This is a genomic window from Anaerococcus tetradius (genome assembly GCF_947087635.1).
GTDB lineage: Bacteria > Bacillota > Clostridia > Tissierellales > Peptoniphilaceae > Anaerococcus > Anaerococcus tetradius.
Window position 1 is genome coordinate 91,506 of record NZ_CAMUDP010000002.1, and the last position, 22,103, is coordinate 113,608.

24 protein-coding genes and 1 other RNA gene are annotated in these 22,103 nt (G+C 31.1%); 1 reads left to right on the forward strand and 24 read right to left on the reverse strand.

What is annotated here, in order from left to right; all coding sequences use genetic code 11:
• Window positions 1-17: 17 nt before the first annotated feature.
• The 21 genes from P6936_RS01175 to P6936_RS01275 form a co-directional block, all read right to left on the reverse strand.
• Window positions 18-1,517, reverse strand: a complete 1,500-nt coding sequence (locus P6936_RS01175) for a hypothetical protein (RefSeq protein WP_276880604.1) — start codon at window positions 1,515-1,517, stop codon at window positions 18-20.
• A complete protein-coding gene (locus P6936_RS01180; RefSeq protein WP_060929595.1) occupies window positions 1,498-2,973 on the reverse strand; it encodes a sensor histidine kinase in 1,476 nt (491 codons plus the stop codon). The genes P6936_RS01175 and P6936_RS01180 overlap by 20 nt, the downstream gene beginning before the upstream one ends.
• Complete coding sequence (locus tag P6936_RS01185) at window positions 2,964-3,662, reverse strand: response regulator transcription factor (RefSeq protein WP_040349217.1); 699 nt, start codon at window positions 3,660-3,662, stop codon at window positions 2,964-2,966. The genes P6936_RS01180 and P6936_RS01185 overlap by 10 nt, the downstream gene beginning before the upstream one ends.
• Window positions 3,652-4,554 (reverse strand): ROK family protein, encoded by a 903-nt coding sequence (locus tag P6936_RS01190; RefSeq protein WP_276880605.1) that lies wholly within the window; start codon window positions 4,552-4,554, stop codon window positions 3,652-3,654. The genes P6936_RS01185 and P6936_RS01190 overlap by 11 nt, the downstream gene beginning before the upstream one ends.
• Window positions 4,554-5,510: an RluA family pseudouridine synthase gene (locus tag P6936_RS01195; RefSeq protein WP_276862209.1), complete on the reverse strand. Its 957-nt coding sequence runs from the start codon at window positions 5,508-5,510 to the stop codon at window positions 4,554-4,556. Before P6936_RS01195 ends, P6936_RS01190 begins: the two co-directional genes overlap by 1 nt.
• A 1-nt stretch (window position 5,511) precedes the next feature.
• A complete protein-coding gene (locus P6936_RS01200; protein WP_004836031.1) occupies window positions 5,512-6,057 on the reverse strand; it encodes a DUF6648 family protein in 546 nt (181 codons plus the stop codon).
• Window positions 6,058-6,090: 33 nt separating this feature from the next.
• Entirely contained in the window at window positions 6,091-6,519 is a 429-nt protein-coding gene (locus P6936_RS01205) for a hypothetical protein (protein WP_004836032.1), read from the reverse strand.
• On the reverse strand, window positions 6,497-7,468 hold the full coding sequence (locus tag P6936_RS01210) for a TIGR01212 family radical SAM protein (protein ID WP_276880606.1): 972 nt from the start codon (window positions 7,466-7,468) through the stop codon (window positions 6,497-6,499). The genes P6936_RS01205 and P6936_RS01210 overlap by 23 nt, the downstream gene beginning before the upstream one ends.
• Complete coding sequence (locus P6936_RS01215) at window positions 7,461-7,817, reverse strand: DUF1292 domain-containing protein (RefSeq protein WP_276862205.1); 357 nt, start codon at window positions 7,815-7,817, stop codon at window positions 7,461-7,463. The genes P6936_RS01210 and P6936_RS01215 overlap by 8 nt, the downstream gene beginning before the upstream one ends.
• Window positions 7,818-7,835: 18 nt before the next feature.
• On the reverse strand, window positions 7,836-9,203 hold the full coding sequence (locus P6936_RS01220; RefSeq protein ID WP_276862203.1) for a hypothetical protein: 1,368 nt from the start codon (window positions 9,201-9,203) through the stop codon (window positions 7,836-7,838).
• A 9-nt stretch (window positions 9,204-9,212) separates the two neighbouring features.
• Window positions 9,213-9,962 carry a peptidylprolyl isomerase gene (locus P6936_RS01225; protein ID WP_004836036.1) on the reverse strand — a complete coding sequence of 250 codons (750 nt, stop codon included), beginning with the start codon at window positions 9,960-9,962 and terminating at the stop codon, window positions 9,213-9,215.
• Window positions 9,946-10,773: a S1-like domain-containing RNA-binding protein gene (locus P6936_RS01230; protein WP_331711375.1), complete on the reverse strand. Its 828-nt coding sequence runs from the start codon at window positions 10,771-10,773 to the stop codon at window positions 9,946-9,948. Before P6936_RS01230 ends, P6936_RS01225 begins: the two co-directional genes overlap by 17 nt.
• A 17-nt stretch (window positions 10,774-10,790) precedes the next feature.
• The gene (locus P6936_RS01235) at window positions 10,791-11,624 is read right to left on the reverse strand and encodes a YitT family protein (protein WP_060929600.1); all 834 of its coding nucleotides are present in this window, start codon (window positions 11,622-11,624) and stop codon (window positions 10,791-10,793) included.
• A 119-nt stretch (window positions 11,625-11,743) separates the two neighbouring features.
• Entirely contained in the window at window positions 11,744-12,637 is an 894-nt protein-coding gene (locus P6936_RS01240) for a kanamycin kinase (protein ID WP_276880607.1), read from the reverse strand.
• A gap of 3 nt (window positions 12,638-12,640) precedes the next feature.
• Window positions 12,641-14,344, reverse strand: a complete 1,704-nt coding sequence (gene ptsP, locus P6936_RS01245) for a phosphoenolpyruvate--protein phosphotransferase (RefSeq protein ID WP_004836040.1) — start codon at window positions 14,342-14,344, stop codon at window positions 12,641-12,643.
• Window positions 14,345-14,404: 60 nt separating this feature from the next.
• Window positions 14,405-14,665 (reverse strand): HPr family phosphocarrier protein, encoded by a 261-nt coding sequence (locus P6936_RS01250; protein WP_004836041.1) that lies wholly within the window; start codon window positions 14,663-14,665, stop codon window positions 14,405-14,407.
• Between the two features lie 77 nt (window positions 14,666-14,742).
• A complete protein-coding gene (locus P6936_RS01255; RefSeq protein WP_004836042.1) occupies window positions 14,743-15,753 on the reverse strand; it encodes a LacI family DNA-binding transcriptional regulator in 1,011 nt (336 codons plus the stop codon).
• Between the two features lie 52 nt (window positions 15,754-15,805).
• Window positions 15,806-16,249: a hypothetical protein gene (locus tag P6936_RS01260; protein ID WP_060929602.1), complete on the reverse strand. Its 444-nt coding sequence runs from the start codon at window positions 16,247-16,249 to the stop codon at window positions 15,806-15,808.
• A 10-nt stretch (window positions 16,250-16,259) separates the two neighbouring features.
• Window positions 16,260-16,841 carry a YtxH domain-containing protein gene (locus P6936_RS01265; protein ID WP_276880608.1) on the reverse strand — a complete coding sequence of 194 codons (582 nt, stop codon included), beginning with the start codon at window positions 16,839-16,841 and terminating at the stop codon, window positions 16,260-16,262.
• Window positions 16,842-16,906: 65 nt separating this feature from the next.
• Window positions 16,907-17,074, reverse strand: a non-coding RNA gene (gene ssrS, locus P6936_RS01270) — 6S RNA.
• A gap of 44 nt (window positions 17,075-17,118) precedes the next feature.
• A complete protein-coding gene (locus P6936_RS01275) occupies window positions 17,119-17,961 on the reverse strand; it encodes an RluA family pseudouridine synthase (RefSeq protein WP_060929603.1) in 843 nt (280 codons plus the stop codon).
• Between the two features lie 49 nt (window positions 17,962-18,010).
• Here P6936_RS01275 and P6936_RS01280 point away from each other — a divergent pair, with 49 nt between their 5' ends.
• Entirely contained in the window at window positions 18,011-18,796 is a 786-nt protein-coding gene (locus tag P6936_RS01280; RefSeq protein ID WP_060929604.1) for an NAD(+)/NADH kinase, read from the forward strand.
• Here P6936_RS01280 and P6936_RS01285 read toward each other — a convergent pair whose 3' ends face one another.
• The 3 genes from P6936_RS01285 to P6936_RS01295 are packed head-to-tail and all read right to left on the reverse strand — an operon-like array spanning window position 18,797 to window position 22,068.
• Entirely contained in the window at window positions 18,797-20,320 is a 1,524-nt protein-coding gene (locus P6936_RS01285; RefSeq protein ID WP_276880609.1) for a peptidoglycan D,D-transpeptidase FtsI family protein, read from the reverse strand.
• Window positions 20,313-21,572: an FtsW/RodA/SpoVE family cell cycle protein gene (locus P6936_RS01290; RefSeq protein ID WP_276880610.1), complete on the reverse strand. Its 1,260-nt coding sequence runs from the start codon at window positions 21,570-21,572 to the stop codon at window positions 20,313-20,315. The genes P6936_RS01285 and P6936_RS01290 overlap by 8 nt, the downstream gene beginning before the upstream one ends.
• Window positions 21,565-22,068, reverse strand: coding sequence for an FHA domain-containing protein (locus P6936_RS01295; protein ID WP_004836049.1), 504 nt, complete (start codon window positions 22,066-22,068; stop codon window positions 21,565-21,567). The genes P6936_RS01290 and P6936_RS01295 overlap by 8 nt, the downstream gene beginning before the upstream one ends.
• Window positions 22,069-22,103 lie beyond the last annotated feature (35 nt).

A 22,103-nucleotide genomic window follows, 5' to 3' on the forward strand; every position in this document is an offset into this window, starting at 1 on the left:
AAGACTTAGTCAAGTTATTAATTTTGTTGCTCTACTATTTCATTGTTATTGTCAAAAGCTGATTCTAGATTCTCCGCACCGCTTCCAGATTGTTCAGCCAGGCTTACTATGCTTGTCGAATTTATTGTTGGTATTGAATAAATAGGTTTTTTCTCTATTAGTTTATCTTTTATTCTATGGACTAGTAGTTCATCAGGTGTTTGGATTACTATATAGTTACCATTTGATAGAATGTAGTAATCTTTAAACTGACCATTAATATTTCTAACTTGATCTCTAGTTATAGTATTTTTATCAGAATTTTTGTTAAGCATCTGATTGCCGATAGCAATTTCCATAGGGAAAAAGTTTTGTACAAAATTCTTTCCATCACCTGTGAAAATAGAAGATTGGAAAATCCATTGACCTTGATTTCTTATTATTCCGAAATTAGTATTATCAAAGAAAAGATTTTTCTCATCGAAACCCTTAAAGTTTATATTTGCTACTTCTAGAACTCTTTCTCTAAAGATTAGATCCGAGTCTTCCTCGCCTGTAAATTCTTGAAGTGATAGGAATGCTCCATTATTTACTGCATTAGTCTCTAAGATTGCATACTTTCTAATAGGATTGTCATTGGCAATACTAGTATAATCAATTGATATGAAATCATTAGATACATAATTCAATCTAATGTTCAAATTGATATCTTTAAATGAATATTTTGCTCTTAGAGATGGATCTGACATTTTAGATTTTAGTCTTATAGGATAGGCTAAAAGCTCATCATAGTTATTGGTTATGTTATTGTTTTTTGTATTTACCAACCAATACTCTTCCTTATTCTTTAAGAAAATTCCATAGGCTTTTTTATAGGAAATATTTCCGTCATCTTTTATTCTAATAAGATATGTGTAATAATTATTTAACGAATCATCAAGGCTATTATCGACTCTTTCTCTTACACCAACAAGTAAGGCTGTATCCTCAGCTATCTCTTGACCCTCAGCTGTAGTTGTCCTTTCTTTGCTTGCCCTTTTCGAATAGATATTTAAAATTTTCGTATCAACCTTATTAGATATTTTTTCAAGTTTAATAAAGTTATCATTTGATATTATTGCCATTTCAGTATCACTAAACTTTATAAAATCCTTCGAGAATAGTTGTCCCTGGGAGGCATTTATCACAACTACATTTTTATCTTTATCGATTTTATTTTCTTCGATTCCCCTGTTTTTCAGATACTTAGACAAATTTACGTATTTTGAAGAAAAGCTAGGAGGGAAGGCATAACTATCGCCAATAGCAAGCAAGTTCTTGTCAATATATATTAAATCACCTTTTTGTGGAACGTCCTTTTCATCTATGTTTTTCTTGCCTCTAACTTCTTTTACTTCCCATGTTCCATTAATTGATAGTTGCCCTTGTTTAGGGGTTTGAATTAGGTTATTTAATTCTTCAGGATTATTATTAGAACATGATGAAAGTATTATAAATGAGAGTATAAATAATAAAAATTTACTTATCTTTTTCATCATTAAACCTCGGAATTTCAACAGTGACGGAAGTTCCACTTCCGTACTGGCTCTTTATAACTAATTTACCACCATGGGCTTTTGCTATTTCTTCACATATAGAAAGACCTAAACCAGTTTGGGACTTAGAGGATGAGCCCTTATAGAATTTACTAGCAACAAATGCTATTTCATCTTCTTTTATACCTTCCCCATTATCCTTTATAGTTATGAGGACCTTGTCATTTTCTTGATCAATTATTAAATCAATCTGTCCCCCTTCATCAGTAAACTTTATAGCATTATCAATTATATTTATCAGAACCTCTTTAATCCTATTCTTATCAGCAAATACGGGTATTGACTTATATACTGTAACAAAATTAAATTCAATTTTCTGATTCTCAGTTCTAGGATAAAGTTGCCTGTAAACTTGTAGGGAAAGTGCAACTATATCTAATTTTTCCTTATCATATTTAAAACTTGAAGAGGATAACCTTGAAAAATCTAGAAGGTCTTCAACCATCATTGATAGCCTATCTCCCTCATCTTCTATAATCTTTAAACCCTGACTCATCATGTCTTCATTTTTTTGAATTTCTGGAGCTTGGAGTGTAATTGCCCAACCCTTAATTGATGTTAATGGTGTTCTAAGTTCATGGGATACAGAAGATATAAACTCATTTTTCATATCTTCCCTTTTGATTATATTTTCGCTTAAATTATTTAGAGTATTTGCAAGCTCTGTAATCTCATTGTTTCCTTTAACTTCGGCTTTTGCGGAATAATCGCCACTAGCAAGTTTTTCTGATACCTTTATTAAACCGTTAATTGGTTTAATAAAGCTTGAAGCAGCGAAAAATGAAACAACTAAGGCAGCAAGCGTTACAATTATACCAAAAAGAATATACCAAAAGGCATCATCATTTACCCTCTTGTTTACCTTATCCATAGAACTTGTAAGTCTAATTATCCCTACTTGCTGATTTGCTGATAACAAGGGATAAGACAAAGATAATACATTTTCTCCTGTGCTTTCAATCTTGTTTTTAGAAAAATCTTGCTTACCTTCGATAGCAGCACTAACATCAGGACTTACTAAATTAGTGCCAACATTATCAGATGCCATCGAATCAAACAAAACAACTCCAGAATTATCAAGAATTTGAACCTGCGTATCGCTTTGCCTATAGAATATATTTTTATCACCAATGATTATGTCATTAAGATCGTATCTGTTCATATAATTGCTATATTGTAGCTGGCTAATTCTTGCTTGATTTCTCATAGAATCAGTTAAGGCTGATTCATAGTAAGACCTAATACTATTATATGCAAAAATCTCAAAACCTATAACTATGGTTACTACAAAAAGCATGATAATCTTTATAACCGTAAATTTAATACTATCGTTTGGATTTTGATTATTATATGACCTTATTTCCTTATCAATAAACTCTTCACTATTTATTATTTCCATCTATAACCTGTACCCCATACTGTTTCTATATATTCAGGTTTTGCAGGGTTATCCTCAATCTTAGCTCTTATCCTTCTAATATTCACATCGACGATTTTCGTATCGTTACTATAATTTTCACCCCATGTCTTAGTCATTATTTCATCACGAGTCATGGCCTTTCCTTTATTCTGAATAAAGTATTGGAGAATTGTAAATTCAGTAGGTGTGACGTCTATTTCTCTTTCATTTTTGTAGAAACTTTTTGCGTATAAATCCAGAGTAAATGGACCATCGCTAATACTTTCTTTAATCTTGTTGTTTGCCTTGTCTTGACTAAAGTTAACCCTTCTCATAAGAGATCTTACTCTAAGTATTAACTCTTGTGGATTGAAAGGCTTAATTATATAATCATCCGCTCCTTTTTCTAGACCAAGGATTTTATCAATATCTTGAGATTTTGCTGAAACCATAATGATTCCAGTCATAGGAGCTTCAGTCCTTATTTTTTCGCAAACTTCATAGCCACTCATACCAGGAAGCATTATATCAAGAATTGCTAAGGCTGGCCTTTCTTTTTCAAAAACTTTAATAGCTTCTTCTCCGCTAGCAGCTTCTACAGTTTGATAACCCTGATAATCAAGATTAATCTTCATAAACTGTCTTATTGGATCTTCATCATCCACTATTAAAATCTTTTTATTCTCCATTATCATTCCTTTCGAAGGCAATCTTTGCTGCACCTATAACTCCGGCATTATTCAAAAACATTGCAGGAATAATGTCCACTTCACTAGGTTTATTGCAATACTCTTGATATTTTGAAATCATACCATCCCAAAATACATCCTTGGCATGAATTACTCCACCACCAACTACTATGACATCTGGGTCAAAAATGTTTCTTAAAGATGTTAGAAGATATCCTAGATTTGATTGATAGTTTTCAAGCGCCTTTCTAGCAGCATCATCTGTATCTACTAGGTCAAAAATGGCTTGGCCACTTAGCTCTTTTCCTGTCAATTTCTTATAATCCTTAGTTAGAGCACTGCCTGCACAATAACTTTCAGCACAACCATTTTGCCCACATGTGCAAGGATCTCCTCCTGCATGAAGAATCATATGACCTAATTCAGCTCCTTGGAAATGAGAACCTGTTAGTAAGCCCCCTTCTTTTGTATAGATAGCTCCACCAAGTCCGGTGCCCAAAGTAATCATTACAACATTGTCATAATCTTTGCAAGATCCTATCCATTTTTCAGCTACAAGGGCAATATTAGCATCATTTTCCACAAAAACTGGTAGATTTACAAATTCCTCAACGGCTTCTTTAAGATTTAAGCCTGTCCATCCTTTTATATTACCCGCAAAGGTAACAATTCCATTTTTAGAATCTATAAATCCTGGTGTTCCAATTCCAATTGCGCTAGCATCCTTATAAGATAGTGAGTAAATTGCGTTTTTGATGTTATCAAGAACAACATCACGTCCCCTATTTGCATTAGTAGGAACTTCTTTTCTTTCTAAAATATTTCCACTATCATCAACAAGACATGCATTAATTTTAGTTCCACCAATATCTATTCCTATTACTTTAGCCATCATATCTCCTTAAAAATTCTATCTTTTAATTCTAAAATCGAATTCTTTCTACTTGAATAAAATTCCTTGTTCTCTAAATATTCTAAGCCATCAAATTTTTTAAAGCTAAGCTTATAAGCTAATAAAACTTGGTTATGAATGCCAAATTTTTCTAACTTTCTATTACTATTGACACTTCCATATTTTCTATCGCCAATAATAGGAGTCCCGTTTTCCTTTAATGAAAACCTAATCTGATGAGTTTTGCCCGTCTCTAATTTACATTCCAAAAGAGTAAATTTCTTGTTAGAGTCTAAAGGCCTAAAATGAGTGATTATCTCCTTGCCATCTTCTGATTTTCGGATCCTATTCTTATTTTCATTTTTAGCTATAGTTGTTCTTATAGAAAAATCTTTATCTATATGACCATTAACAATAGTCATATAATACTTATCTATATACTTCTTTCTTATTGCCCTATTTAAAGACCTGAGAGCCTTGGCATTTTTCGCCCCTATAACAAGACCTGCAGTATTTCTATCTAGTCTATTTACAACTGCTGGCTTAAATGTTTTGTCAGTCATATCAATTGACTTTGTCTTATAAAGATAAGCTAACATATTATCGACAAGATTATTTCCATAATCTTTTCTTGATGAGCTGTGGGTTAGAAGTCCCTCTCTCTTATCCATAATGATAATATTATCATCCTCATAAACAATATCCAAATTAAAGTCTTGAGCTTTAAAGTCAGTCCTAGTGAGCCATTTGTCATAATCACTATCATTTATATACATTTTTACTGAATCACCAGGATAGACGAAATCATCTTTCTTAGCTCTTTTATCGTTTATCTTAAAATTTTTCTTTCTTATATTCTTTTGAATTAATGATAAGGGAGCATTTTCGAAATATTTCCTCAAAAATCTGTCAAATCTTTGACCCCCATCATTTTCATTTATTACTATTTCTATCATATTAATAAGATTTATTAACGTAAGAGTCAATAAGAGACTGCCTTGCTAAGTCGCTGAAAACACCTTTTTCTTTTAAGTTATCTAAAATCGTCTTGTTTTTTGAATGAAGGATAAGTTTTTCTCTATCCAGTATATGAATTTCATAAATACTACCCTTTAGTCTTTTAGATTGCAATTTTATGTAATAGCACTCTAAATTTTTGTAATCAATAATCTCTAGTAATCTTTGTGTAGCCAAGTCCTTGAGATAATAGTAGTTTTCCCTATCATTTATCAGTTTATTATATAACTTTTTCTTTTTTTTCAAATTTTGGTATAAACTAGCCTCGAAGTTAGATTTCTTTGCCATGACATTATAATATTGATAATTATATATCGCTTTAAGGGGTGTATCTATTTGAGCGAAGGGTTTAAGTTCTAATTTTCTAAAAAAATTGTAATTCAAATCCAAAAACTCATCTTTCTCAATCTTAGCTTTCTCTAATAAATCAATGGATTCCTTTCTCCAATTTTCAAATATAGTTAATTTTTTGTCTTCTATGTTCATAATAAAAAACCGTCTCAACTGAGACGGTCATAACTAATCTTCTAGTTTCAATTCAATAATCTCTGCATCTAGAGAGCTAGGAACGTCTTCTTTTTTCCAATCTAATCCTAGGTATATGTCAGATTTTGAATACTCAGATAAATTTTTAAGTCTTTCACTAACTTCTTTTATATTATCTTTGTTAATATCAATAATATCATATATTCCATCAAGATAAATTTTTCCAATGTCATAATCACGGGCAAGGATACCGCCAACAAAGCCCAAAAGTCCGTCTATATTTGAAACTTTGTAGCTTTTTGCGTTAATCAATCTTACTTTATGATCTAAGGTATTGATTTGACTATCGTCAGTATCGACAAAAACTATATTGTTATTACCTTTTTCCTTTTCTTTGTTAGCTTGCTCTACTAAATATTTTGTTTTGCCAACACCTTGTTCACCTAATACTAAATAAATCATTTTCTTCCCCCTTAATTTTGTCAAAAATTATTTTTTTGCTTTTGTCGCCTTGAACAATTCCATTTTTCTTCATATATTCAACTATTTCATCTCTAATAAGCCACCAAGATGTATCCCAATTACAAAAAATTGTATCTTCTTGAGGAGCCCTTCCTACAAGTCTCGAAACAGCTATATTTTCGCCTATATACCTTAGAAATTCAATCACATTTCTTTGATATTCTTCTTTTGAAATCATACTCACTTCGCCATTTTCATACATCTTAGAAAGTTTTGTATTTTTCACCACGAATAAAGAATGAATCTTAATTTCATTAACTCCTAATGCAGCAATTATCCTTGCAGTTTCAATGACATCTCTCAAATTATCCCACGGAAGGGATAAAATAACATGGGTACAAATCCTAATCTTATACTCCTTTAGAAGAATACAAGCAGCTATAAAGTCAGCTAAGGACTCTCCCCTATTTAAGACGTCTAGTGTTTTATAATTAGCTGTTTGCAGACCCAACTCGATTGTAATATCAATTCCAGTTTTTTGTCTGAATTCTTTCAAAAAATCAAGTTTATCCCTGCTAAGGCAATCACTTCTAGTAGAAATAGAAATTGCTACTATATAGTCTTTATTACAAGCTCTAATTACTTCTTTGAATTTTTTTAGTGACATGTAAGTGTTTGAGAAATTTTGAAAATATGCTATGAATTTGTTCGCTTTATATCTACTACCTATATAGGCTCTGTTTTTTTCTAGTTGCTCTTCTACTGTCATAAAACTCGGCAAATTCTCAAATGATCCACCAGCATCTGAACAAAATATACAACCACCCCTCGAACAAGCCCCATCTCTGTTGGGACATGTAAGGGAAAGCTTTATAGGTAATTTATATACTTTAGTTTTGTAAGTATCTTTGTAATACTCACTTACTGAATAATAAACTCCATTATTCATCAATCATATCTTCATCATCCATATCGCTTTCATAATCCTCAACTAGATTATCTAAAGCTTCCTCATCCCAATAATGGGAGAATAGATGAAAAACTTCGTCCATTTCTTCTTCGTCTTCTATAATCTCTAAATTAATTTCGTCATTGTCAAATGAATCGTTATAGTAGAATAAGTAAACCTGTGAGCTTTCACTTGATAATAAGGCTACATAATCAGTCTCATCAACAGTGAAAATATCAATAAGGTAACATTGGTCAGTGTTATCATCAAAGCCTATCTCAATAATAGCCTTGCCTTCATTTTTTCCGAATTCTACCTCATGACCATGTAGATTAAATTTCTCAGCCATAGTCTCTCCTATCTTTTACTAAATTTTTTTAAGTACATATTCAAGCAAGGCAATTAGCTCAACTAGCCATCCAATACTCGAATAGTATATATTATCACCTTGTTTATATTTTACCCCAAGTGATAAGATTTTCACATTTATATCTTTAAATATAATACTAGAATCTAGGGAAAATTGTGTTTTAATCGACTTTAAATCTCTATTGAATAATTCTATATAAGACTTTATGAAAACGTCGGTCATTAAATTATCATCATTTTTCCACTTATAAATGTTGAATCTTTCGGTAATGACCGAAGAAGATATTTTTGAAGAAAGTTTTATCTTATCAACCATAGTCGTCATACTTTCATCTGAAAGAGATCTTAAGACGATTATCATATTTATATAATTCTTAAGGCTTCTTGCAGTTGCAAGATTAGTTGAACTTACGATTTGCTCATCAACCGAGTTTACAAAATAACTTCCCGTGGGAGTAAGTTCAATGAATGAAGCTAGATGGTTAAAAGATTCATTATCTATTGGTAAGTATTTTCTTTCCTCAAGCTTAGCCAATTCTAGGTTCATGTCTGGTTCATATTTTAGATTTTTTTCTATACTTTCGCTTTTTACAATATCAAATATATTTAAAAGTTCACCTTCAAAATCGTCCTTAACTATAAAATCTACTTGGGCTTGTGATGGTATATAATCATATCTCTCACCAGCTGTTAAAGAGATTATATCAATGTCTACCTTGGCTTTTATCTTTCTTATAATGCCAATAATAAGTTTGATTGAATTTAGTTTTACCTTATCAGCCTCTTCACCAGCATGGCCTCCACTTAGACCATTTAAGGAAACTCTATATGTTTTGAAGGGAAATTCTGGTTGAAACCTTCTGACTTTTACTTGATTCAAAAACAATTTAAGAGCTGAAAATTCATCTGCTATGCAATCAGCCTGTCTTAAATTCAAGTTTACTACATTATCGCATCTAATAATATTTTTAAGATTGATAAAATTATCATTTTCTATATGTATATTATTATTAGTTAATAGTATATCAAAGCTTTCATCACTATATTCGATTAGATAGTTGATTAGTAAGGCTGATGTAATAAGATTTATGTTATTATTCGATCTTATTAGGTCAACGTTTTCGATGTTATCAAAAAAAACAGAGCTTTTTTCTTTTCTATCGTCAATATTTAGATGAAGTAAAATTTTGGGACTTTGACCCTTTTTAATATACCAAAAGTTAGAAAACCCAATAATTTCAAGATTTTTTTCTTTTGCTTTTTTTATAATAAACTCTTCTAAAGGACCCAAAAGGAGCTGATTATCGTCTCCTTTTAGGCTATTTATATAATTATCGAGATTCTCTTTGACTGACCTACAATCCATATTTATTTCCTAGTAATATTTCTTTATATCCAAGTCCTTTTTTATTTTTGATAGTTTATCCAAGTAAGCTTCTTGTCTTTTCACCATCAATAATCTTTGATAAACTTGATCCTTTATTTTGTCAAAACTTGGTGTATCGACATTTTCTTTGTTTTCCAGTTTTATTAAATGATAGCCAAATTGAGATTTAATTGGTTTTGATACTTCGCCAATATTTATAGAATCTAATCCATCTTGAAATTCTTTTACCATTACACCCTTGGGAAATTTTCCCAAAGAGCCACCATTAGCTTTAGATGGGTCAATAGAATATTTTTTTGCAGCTACAGCAAATTCTAATCCCTTATCTATTTCTTCCTTGATTTTTTGAGCTTCTGCCAAATCATTAACCAGAATATGAGAAGCTTCATACAAAACAGGTGGATTTAAAGTTTCTTTGTTGGCTTCATAATATTGTTTAACTTCAGCTTCATCAAGTTTTACCTGCTCAAAAATCTTATGCATAGCATAATTTTTTAGCATATTATTTTTTACAAGCTCTAGTTCGTCAACAAATTCCTTATCCTTATCATAGCCCTCATTGTAGGCATCTGCTAATAAAATTTCTTGATTAATCATTTCATCTGCAAGAATATGAAGTCCTTCTTCGCTATTGAATCTCTGATTATCCTCTATATTTTGCATTAATTGATAAACATCTTCTTGATAAATCTTTTTGCCATTTACTTCAGCTAAAAGTTTATTAGTATCTTCTTTCATTCTTACCTTCCTTTAGTTCAATTCTATCATTATAGATTGCTATGTCATTATTCTTATAGAGTCTGCCTATGGCTCTTTTGAAAGCAGATTTACTCATATTAAATATTCTATAAATCTTATCTGGTGAAGATTTGTCTGATAAATTTACCCTTCCATCATTTTCATATAGATAATCAAGTATCCTATCGCTATCACTATCCATCTGTAAGTATGCTCTCTGTCTTAAAGATAGCTCAATCTTACCATCATCCTTTACTTCTTTTACTCTAGCATTTATAAGTTCACCTTCTGTATGCACTCCCCTTAGCTCATTAATCCTTAAAAGAGAATCATACTTGTTGTCAACTGCTATAAATGCACCTATAGACTTATTAATAGAATAAATCCTTCCTGATACTTCATCATTTTCTCCATAAGGATGGTCATTAGTCAATAAATCTCGAATCTTAGAAGTAAGATATACATATCCATACCTATCTTCTTTGAATGCAACAGGATAGGTCATGTCCACTAAGACTTTATAGGTTCTTTCAGCAAAGGGCATGAAAATATTTTGCCTATCATTAATTTCAAAATATACACCCTTTTTATCAACATCCTTAGCCTTGAGCGAATAAATCTTTCCTATATGGAAAGGGAAAGATACCGATGCCCTAAGTACTTGATTTATGTCATGAAAAATAATTGCATCAACTTGATCACCAAGCTTTGTCCCTTTTAGTTCTTTTTTGTCTATTACAGCTTCACCCAATTTACTTTTAAGGTAAGCCTTGTTTTTGCTAAATCTTTTAATTGTAAATTTGTTAATAATATTCTCCTAATAATAAGTTAGTTACTAAATGTAAAGCCTTCACCTAATACTTCTGAAACTTGATATGTGAAAATAAAGGCCTTATCATCAATTTTCATAACTTCTTGTCTAATTCTTGGGTAATTTCTAATTGTAGTTACCGTCATTACTACATTCTTTTCTTTTTGAGAGTAGCCTCCTTCAGCCTTAAGCAAGGTAACTCCCCTCTTATGCTTTTCTAATATAGCTGTATTTACCTCTTTATACTTATCCGATATGATCAAAATAGCAATCTTCCTTCCAAAACCTTGGATAAAATAATCAATACCAATTGATTGAATCATTATAGTTAAAACTGCATATAGGGAAAGCTCTATTCCGAATACAAAAACAGAAAGACTAACTACTACAAAATCTGCTAAAAACATGCAAATATGTATAGGTAGATTTGTTAATTTGTTTACAATTGATGCAATCAAATCAGTTCCACCAGTAGAAGCCCCATGGTAAAAAACTATAGCAAGTCCAAGACTCATTGTTATAGCGCCAAATATAATATTTATAATCTTATCATGACTTAATATAAGATGCGGAAATAACCTTTCAAATATAATAATAAAGCCTGATAGAGCAAAGGATGCAAGCAAAGATTTTTTTGCAAAATCATAACCCATAATCCAAATTCCTAGTCCTAAAACAAATATATTTAAAACCAGGGTATATATTCCGACACTTAAAGCTGGAAAAATTGTTGATAATACTAGTGAAAATCCAGATATACCGCCAGCTGCAATATCATGTTGTATTAAGAAAAAATAGAGGCCAAATGAAATTAAAAAGGTCCCAAAAAATATCCACATATATTTTTTCATATGCTTCCTCCGTTATGTATAATAAAATGTTATCATAAAATCATCATATATTCAATCTTAATTAAATTTTATTATTTAAAAAGGATGCTGTATTAAGATTATATACAACATCCTCCATTTCACTTTGCCCAGCTTGGGAGTAAACGATTAAAATCATCGTACATTTTCATCAAATCATCAATTTGATTTTCGTCTAAATTATGATCTTTATCAATGTTCTTATCGACCTTGTTATATAAAATCACATAAGCTTGGTATAAGCTTAATAGCCTAAAAAACTTTCTAGAAGGTCTCTTGCCATTAAAATATCCATCCAAAACTCCCTGAGCAAATTTTGGATAATCTATTGCAATTTTATTTATATCAACGAAGTCAAAAACTCCATCGCCATATTCTATTTCTTTCAATCCCCTAAAGTCTAGTTTGTCACCATCGTAGACCCTAATGTTTTTATCATTAATTTTTCCATGCAAGAGATTGATAGGAGTATTCTTTGTCAGGTGAATATTGCCTTGAATATAATCAATCAATATATAGTCCCTATCTCCTATGTCTTCAGATAATCCATGAATATAGAATAGATAATTAGATTTAGTTAAGAATTTTTTCTCCCAATCAATATTTTCTGTTATTTTGCTTTTGTGAAACTTTTCCAAAAGAAAACCAAATTTTTTACCAATAGAAAACTGCTTTTCTTCATCACTTTTTGCCAAAAATTCCTTTAGAGATTTTTCTTTCCTATATTCGAAAATTTTATAGGCTTTATTTTTGTCTGGCATAATGCCTTCTTCATAAATCTCAAGTGGCTCCAAACCAATATTTTTAAGAATATCTTGTAAATATCCTTCATTAGCTATTGATTCATGATAATCCATATCATACAAGGCAAAAACATATGACTTGTCATCGGCATTAATTTTAAATTTGTTTTCAGAAATTTTAACAACTGATTGTATCTTTTTTTTATTTTCAAAAAGTTTGCTACGTTTCAAAAAATCATAATTATTAGTCATTTTTTATTTGTGCTCTTTTACTAATTTTTCTACTTCCTCTGTTAGTTCGCAATCCAGAATTTTTTCTGCAAATATTGCTTCTTCTTGTTGGCTTGAATTAATAATTGTATCCTTAATTTCAGCTATTTTTGCAGATGAACCTGAAAATTCATCAAGACCCAAACCTAACAAAAGTTTTACTGCATCTGTATCAGAAGCGAAAGCCCCGCACATTCCTGTCCATTTTCCAGCTTCGTGAGAAACATCTATTACATGTTTAATAGCTCTTAAGACAGCTGGATTGTAGTTTGAGTAAAGGTTGGCTATATTTTCATTTCCTCTATCTACAGCTAAGGTATATTGGGTTAAATCATTGGTTCCTATAGAGAAGAAATCAGCATATTTAATAAATTTATCTGCCATAATTACTGATGAAGATGTTTCTACCATGATTCCAACATCAAGGTCTTTGTTATAAGCAATTCCTTCTTTATCTAGTTCAACTTTTATTTCATCTACCATTCTTCTTGCTTCTTTTAGCTCATCAATATTTACTACAAAAGGTATCATTATTTTAAGATTTCCAAAAGCTGAAGCTCTTACCAAGGCCCTCAATTGCTTTTTAAACATATCCTTTTTATCTAAACATAACCTTATTGCTCTATAACCTAAGAATGGGTTTTCTTCTTTAGGGAAATCATAATAATCTAAACCCTTGTCCCCGCCAATATCGAGTGTTCTTATAATAAGTGGCTTATCTCCAAGCATTTGTGTAGCTTCTTTATAAACTTCAAATTGACTTTCTTCTGTTGGAAAATCAGAGCTTTGCATATATAAAAACTCTGTTCTAAATAGACCAACACCATCGCATCCGTTTTCTATAGCTAACCTTAAATCATCAAGATTTCCAATATTTGCTGAAACTTCAACTTTCTTGCCATCTTTGCTTATTGCAACTTTATCTTTAATTTCTCTAAGTCTTATCTTCTTTTCTTTTTGCTCTTTAATTAGAACTTCATACTTAGCTATTTCTTCTTCTGATGGATTAACAATTAATAATCCCTCATTGCCATCAAGTATAGCTTTTTCTCCACCCTTAATCTTAGTTGAAATATCTCCCATACCCACTAGGGCTGGCATATCAAGAGTTTGGGCAATGATTGAAGTATGGCTAGTCTTACCACCAAGATCTGTAGCGAAACCAACTACAGCTTCCTTATTCATATTTGATGTGTCTGAAGGGGTAAGCTCCTTAGAAATTACAATACTTCCCTTAGCAAGATTTGATAAATCCTTTGCTTTTATTCCCTTCAATTTATACATAACTTGAAAACCTATGTCTTTATAGTCACTTGCGCGCTCTCTTAGATAATCATCATCAAGTTGACTCATTATTTCAACCATTTCTTTAATGGTCTCATCTAAGGCAAGCTCTGCATTTTTAAGTTCGTTTGTGATCTTAGACTCAATTGTATCAGTAAAATATGGATCAGATAACAACTCAGTGTGGGCAGCTGCAATATTAGCTTGTGCTTCGCTTGCTCCATCAAGATTTGATAATTCTTTCACATATTCATCAATAGCATTCTTTACCTTAGCAAATTCAGCCTTGGTTTCTGCTTCGCTAATTTTTCTATCATCAACTACAATTTCGTCTCTGGTGAATAGGTATAATTCTCCAATGGCTAAACCACCGCTAGCTTTTAAACCTTTATATCTTTCGGCCATTATTAATTTCTCCTTATTTTAAAAAAAGGATACTTAACAGTATCCTTCTATACATTAGTATTATTCAGATAAGTTATTGATAAATTCAACTAATTCATCTGCAAATTTTTCTTCATCTTCACCTTCTACTACTAAGGTAATTTCTGTTCCTTTAGCAATTCCAAGGCTCATAACGTTGAAGATTGATTTAGCATTTGCTTCTTTGTTTTCTTTAATTATCTTAACTTCACCTGGGTAATTTTTAACAAATTGAACTAATGATGCTGCTGGTCTAGCGTGTAGGCCAGTTTCATTAGCTACTACGACTTTTCTTTCTGCCATAATTGCATGCCTCCTAAATTTATATTACATTATTATTTTACTATATTTTTTGGATTTAACAATAAATCCATTTATCATTAATTTATAGCCTTGGTAGATTCTCTCTTTATGATTTGACCATCTATAATCCAATCTTCTTCTAGAATATCTTCTTCTTCCTTGATTCTTTTAATCAAAGCACGTATAGATATAGCTCCAATATCATAATATGGAATAGCTACTGTACTTACCTTTGGTCTATAGATACTTGCTATATTTGAATCGCCAAAACCGGTTACAGATAAATCATCAGGAACAGATATATTGTTATCAACGCAATAGTTTATAAAACCTATAGCTACCTCATCATTTACACAAGAAACCGCTGTAATATTTTTTTCTTTGACTAATTTAATTACATCTTCTCCGATATTGTAGCCATCGTCTGATTTTATACCTTTTGTATCATAAACATATGCTTTCTTGCCACAAGATTCAACTGCTTCTTTATAACCTCTTAGCATATTTTCATTAAGTATATTATTATCATCATGATTGATATATAAAATATTATCATGACCAGCTTTTATAAGATTTTCCACAAGTTTCTTTTCCTCTTGGGCGTAGTCAATCTTTACTGACTTAACATTTTTATAAGTATGATACTTATCTAATAGTACAAAAGGTATCCTTCTATCTCTTAATTTTACCAAAACTTCTGGTGATATGTTTTCTGTTATAATAACAAGACCTTCTACTTGTTTGGTAGCCAAAAAATCTATTGAGTTTTCTAAGGCTTCCTCATCACCATAAGAACTTGAAAGTAAAATATCGTATTTATATACCCTACCTATTTCCTCTATGCCTCTAATAAGTTGAGCCATATATTCAATGCCAATATCTTCAACTATGACACCAACCAAATTTGACTTTCTCATAACTAATGATCTAGCAAGCTCATTTGGTTTAAAATCAAGTTTATTTATAGCATCAAGAACTTTTTTTCTTGCTTCAGGACTTACAGGCTTAGAATTATTCATCACTCTGGATACAGTAGAGATTGATACGCCAGCAAGTTTAGCTACATCTTTAATTGTTGGTTGACCCATTTTCCCTCCTTAAATTATGAAATAATAAAGGCCATCGTCGATGACCTTAACTTTATCTACCTGATATTACATTTCTCGCTATATCAATTACATCCATAATTAATGTCGAATAGTCTGTAATAGAGGCAACTCCAGCACCTAATGTATCAACACTGTCAACAGCAGTAACTCCTACATAACTTACAGTATCTCTTATGTCGTCGGTGATGCTATTTACATTTGTCATAGTATCATTAGCTTTAGCTATTGCCATCTTTAGATTAGGATCAGCTACGATTGAATTAACATTTTCTACAAGAGTATTAGCTTCATCAGCTAATCTAGGTAATTTATCTATCACTTGATCAAGATTATCAGAATTCTTGTCAAGAACTCCTTGGATTTTTTGGATTAATGAATTGATATTTTTTAATAACAATATCAAAAACACCAAGGCAATAATTCCCAAGACTGTTAGTATTATGTTACCAAGAAGATTTACATTAATTGTTAGCATCTAATTCTCCTTAGTTTTTACTGGTTTCTTTCTTTGCCTTCTTATCTTCTTTTTTCACATCTTTAGCAGCATCTTTTGCTTGATCTTTTGCTTTTTCAGCATCTTTCTTAACTTCTTTTCCAGTTTCTTTAGCAACATCCTTTGCCTCTTTGGCACCTTCTTTTACTATATCCTTAACTTCTCTAGCTCCGTCTTTGATATTTTCAAGTGCATCTATTGAAGCTTCTTTGATTTTGCTACCTGATTCTTTTACAATTTCACTTCCATGTTCAAAACCATCTTTGATTGGCTTCAAATCAGTATAAGCTCTGAATCTTAAATCTTCATAACCATCTTTAGCATTATCTACTGCTGTCTTAGCGCTATCTCTTACTGTATCAACAGTATCATTAAAGGCATCAACTATATCTGCCCTAGTTTCTCTTCCAGATTTTGGAGCCAATAGTAAACCTGCAGCAGCCCCAAGTAATGTTCCCAAAATAGCTCCTTGTGCTCTCATTCTGCTATCATGATTTTTGGCTTTCCAAATTTCGTATTTTAATTCTCTCTTTTTAGCTAGTGCTTTTTGTTCGATATAATCTGATATTGACATATTATCTCCTTTTATTTAATTCTACTATATTCATACCCTTATAGGTCAAATTATAACCAATTTAATTAAATCCCAAGGGGGCCCTATCTTTAAGACCTTCGCGTAAGTGAAGGTGGGCAAGCTGTCTAAAATCTCTGACGTCCTCTCGAAGGAGGCTTGCCATCAAAGTTAGAACTCCGCAATCCCTTATAAAAGTTGTAGGTTTAAATTTGGACCAAACACCTTAGGATATATTAATTATATAATATGAAAAGGATTTTTGCAAATCAAATTGTTTTCACTTTTTACAAAGAAATGTCATGAAATTCGGCCAATCTTCTAATTTGATGTTTTCCTCATCTATAAAAGTTTTGAATTCTAACTTGTATGAATGTAGTAAAAATCTATCTAAATCCTTATCTGAGCCGTACAACTTATCTCCGTAAATTGGGTGACCTAGACTTTGTAGACTCACTCTAATTTGATGAGTTTTTCCTGTAAAAATTTCACATTCTATGAGGGAATAACTATCATTCTTATCAATTGTTTTGAAATAAGTCCTAGCTAATTTCCCATTATTACTGGCTATATACTTTTTATTCTCCTCATCATAAGAGATTCTTGCTTCATAGAGGAAATCTAAGTCAGTGTTAGGATCAACAACTGCCAAATATTTTTTCTTAATCAAATTATTTTCTACTTGCCTTTGGTAATAAGCATGAGCATATTTATTTTTTGCGACAAGCATTAAGCCTGAAGTATTCATGTCAAGTCTATTTACTAATCTAATCTTATTCCTTATATCATTTTCTTTAAAATAATAGGCCAGATAGTTGGATAAATTTACCTGATTTTTGGAATTGACTGTTAAATTTGAAGTTTTACTTACTACAAGGCTATTAGCATCCTCAAAAAGTATTTTTAATTTTCCTTCTATTGGCTCATAGTCTAAATCTTCATCCTCAATAATAATTTTAAACTCGTCGCCTTCTTTTAAATCAAGACTTTTATTTTTAAGCTTTCCATTTAGAAGATAAGCAGAATTCAAAATTTCATCTATACTTCTCTTAGAATAATCTTTAGCTTCCAAAAACTTTCGGACAGTAATATTATTATTAATTTTATATTTTATGTATTTCATATGCCATCCTTATGATATAATATATTATACTATATGAGAGGTGAAGGAAATGACAAACAAGGTTAATGTATTTAAGAATAAATCAAAATTTTCAAAATCAATATATCAAAAGTGCAAGAATATTTTCAACAATTATGGCTATATTTTAACTAGTAGTTATGAACATGATGCTATATTAAATCTAGTTATCGGTGGCGATGGCACCTTCCTTAACGCTGTTCATCAATCAGAATTTTCTGATATACCCTTTATCGGTATAAATACAGGTCATCTAGGCTTTTATCAAGAAGTTGAAACAAATATGATAGAAAGTTTTATAAGATCCTTCGACCAAAAAGATTATAGGGTAGAAAATTTATCAGTCCTAGAGTCACACCTTGCAGGAAAAAAGATTAATTCTATAAATGAAGTAGTAATAAAAAGTAATCGAAATCAAATTGTTAGATTAAAAGTTTTTATCGACGGTAATTTTATTGAGTATTATTCAGGAGATGGCCTTATTATTTCTACACCTCATGGATCTACTGCTTACAACTTATCTGCAGGAGGTTCCATTCTTCATCAATCTTTAAATGGTTTTCAATTAACACCCATCGCACCAATTTATTCTAACATGAATAAGGCCTTAAGGTCTCCTGTCGTGCTTCCGAATGATGCCACAATTGATATTTCTATTTCTAAAAGAGACAATTTTCATACAGTCTTCATTTTTGATGGCAGAGAATATTCTGCTAAGGATTATAAAATTAGAATCAATGTTTCTGATACTAAAATAAAAAAACTTATTCTCAATAGAAACCATTACTGGAATAATATCAAGAATAAGTTAATGTGATTAGTTAATATTTACATTTTGATAGATTTCTCTTATAATGTCCCTCGCTATAGGAGCAGCGGCTACTCCTCCAGTATCCTCGCTGTCTTCGACTACTAGGGCAATTGCCAAATTAGGATCATAGGCTGGAGCAAAACCAACAAACCAAGCATCAAGTAATCCATTTTCTTTATCAGCTGTTCCAGTTTTTCCTGCAATTTGAACAGAATCTAGATAAGCACTAGTTCCTGTTCCATAGTTTACAACTGCCACCATCATATCTCTTATAATATTTGCAGTATCAGGACTTGTCACTTCAGATAGGACTTTTGCTTTTCTTTCAGAAACAACCTTTCCATCCTTATCGACAATCTTCTTTACAAGCCTTGGTTGCATCATCTTTCCATTATTAGCAATGGCTGAGGTTATCATAGCCATGTGTAGGGGAGTAATTTGACTCTTACCATAACCAAAACCAGTCATAGCTAAGTCGACATCATTTAAATTTTTAAAAGGTATTATAGATTTATTTTTTTCCAAATCAAAATCATAATCCTTATTTATCATAAATTTTCCGGCTAATTTTTCATATTTTTCATGACCAATCAAATTAGTTTTTGCTGCAAAATAAGTATTAACTGAATTTACGAAGGCAGACCTTAAATTAAGTTGACCAAAGATTTGGTCAGATAAGTTTTTGATGTCATATCCTTGAACTTTCTCTACCCCATCATCAAAGTAACTTGTATCTATGTTATAATCTAAAATACCCGTAGCAGTTACAATCTTAAAGGTTGATCCTGGTCTGTATAATCCAGAAGTTGCCCTATTTACAAAAGGTCCATAGGTGTTTTGGATTAATTCATCCCAATTATCATCTACATTATTAGGATCATAAGTAGGATTTGATACTAGGGCTAAAATTTCTCCAGTAGTAGGATTCATGACAACACAAGCTCCTACAATCCCCTTCATATTCTCATAAACTATATTTTGAATATTCTGATCCATTGTTAAATGAACATCATTACCTACTTCGTTTTTTATAACCATCTTTCTAAAATTAGATAGATTTTCATCACTTATGGCTAAAAGTTCTTTGTTGTATGTTTTTTCAATACCAGATTTGCCATAAGTTTTTGATGAGTATCCAGTTATTGAAGATGCACTTGCTCCGTAATTGTAAACCCTATATTGACTACCATCGCTATTTTCTTCGCTATGGGCTAGGACATTTCCATTGCGATCATAAATATCGCCTCTTTTTATGTTATCTTCATTTACCCATAGTCTTCTATTATGAGAGTTGTTTTCAATTTCGCTTCTCTTAAAAAGTTGAAAATAGACCAAATATAAAGCTAGAGTCAAAAACAAGGCTATAAAAAATATCATTACATAAACAAGCCTCTTATTCAAAGTTGTTTTTGATAAAATATTTAGCTTCTCATTATCTTCTAATCTTTTTTCTTCTTCAAACTTTAGAATTTTATCTATCAAAGATTGAAAATTATTCCTTTTTTTATCTAAATAATTATCCTTATTCATTTATTTCATCACCATATTTAATTTCTTCTCCGCAATATTGAAGGCAGGCTAACAAAATGAAGCCAGCAATCATGGAAGAACCTCCCTGACTGATGAAGGGAAGTGTTACACCTGTTAGGGGTATAAGCTTTAAAACTCCACCTAGTATAATAAAAGTCTGGAAGGCAAAAAGTGCCCCTATACAGAAGGCTAATATAGAATAAAACTTATCTTTTTGTATCAAAGAAATCTTTATAGCCCTATATACAAGAATCATAAACAATAATACTACAGCTATGCCCATGAAAATACCCATTTCTTCGCAGATAGCAGAAAAAATAAAATCTGACTCTGCAACCGGTATGAAGTCAGGTCTTCCTAAGCCAATACCGCTTCCAAATAATCCTCCACTTGCCATAGCAAATAGGGCCTGGGTAATTTGGTAGCCTGTAGCATCAATATCAGACCAAGGATCTTTCCATGTGGCAACTCTTATTTGTACGTGACTAAACAAATGATAGGCAACTATTGAGCCTAAAATCATAGCTAATAGATTAGCGATAATTAGCTTTCTGTCTCTATCATATACAAATTGACTAAGAATCATCGTTGAAAAGAATATTAGTGCTGTTCCTAGGTCTTTTTGTAAAAATAAAAATCCTATAAAGACAAATATTATCAAGTTCATATAATACTTTCCAAAAGGCTTCTTGCATATCTCATTATAATGAGTATAAAAACTTGCTATAAAAAATGCCAATGGTACCTTGATAAATTCTGAAGGTTGTATAGTTATTGGTCCTAAATATATCCAGTTTTTAGCTCCGCTAATATTAGAGCCGAAAATCAAAGTGAAAATAAATAGGACTATTGATATAGCTACATAAAATTTCGACAAATTGTGCCAAGCGTTATAAGATTTCATGATTCTATATGTTACAAAGAACATAAACAAACCGACTAGATAATATTGTAACTGCTTTCTTCCAAGTGATGGGTCTAGCCTGTATATAACTGCTACACCTATAGAAAAAAGCATGTTTACTATCATAAGAAGTATGCCGTCCGATTTAATGACTTTATTTATCAAAAACGTAGATAAAAAAGTCGCCAAAAGAATGGCTAGGTATGTTATAAAATCCACGTTTTTGATGTGCTCAATATTATAAATTAATGACATTGATAAAGATAAGAACTCAAAAACCATAAGCAAGAATACTGCCTTCCTCTGAGCCCTTTCTTTATTGAGGGTGAGATTTTTAATTCTATTCATTTCCATCACCTTGGACAAACAAAAATTGTAATTTACCAATATTAATCAAATCATTGGACTTTAATTCAATAGCATCCGTGATTTTCTCGCTATTTAGATAAGTTCCATTAGCTGATTTTAGGTCTTCTATAAAGTAAATTCCATCGTCCTCAACAATCCTAGCATGAAACTTTGATAGAAACTTATCCTTTATACAAATACTATTTCTATCATCTCGACCTATAGTATTATCAGATGCCAGAAAATAAAATTCTTGAACTGTAAAAGAAAATTTTTCATTTAAGTTTAAAAGTTTTAAATATGTATCTGATTTTGATTCCTTTTTTAGGGTGGTCCTTACATCGTAATATATAATCCTGATAATAGAATATATAAAATAAAAAACTATAAATACAAAAATGTATTTCAATATAGTTGATATTAATTGGTATAATGTTAAACTTCCAAAAACATTTACTGAAAATATTTTATCTATTACATTAAAAAAACTTTCCATTTTTATCTCCTTTTGATATATAATATTTCAGTTTG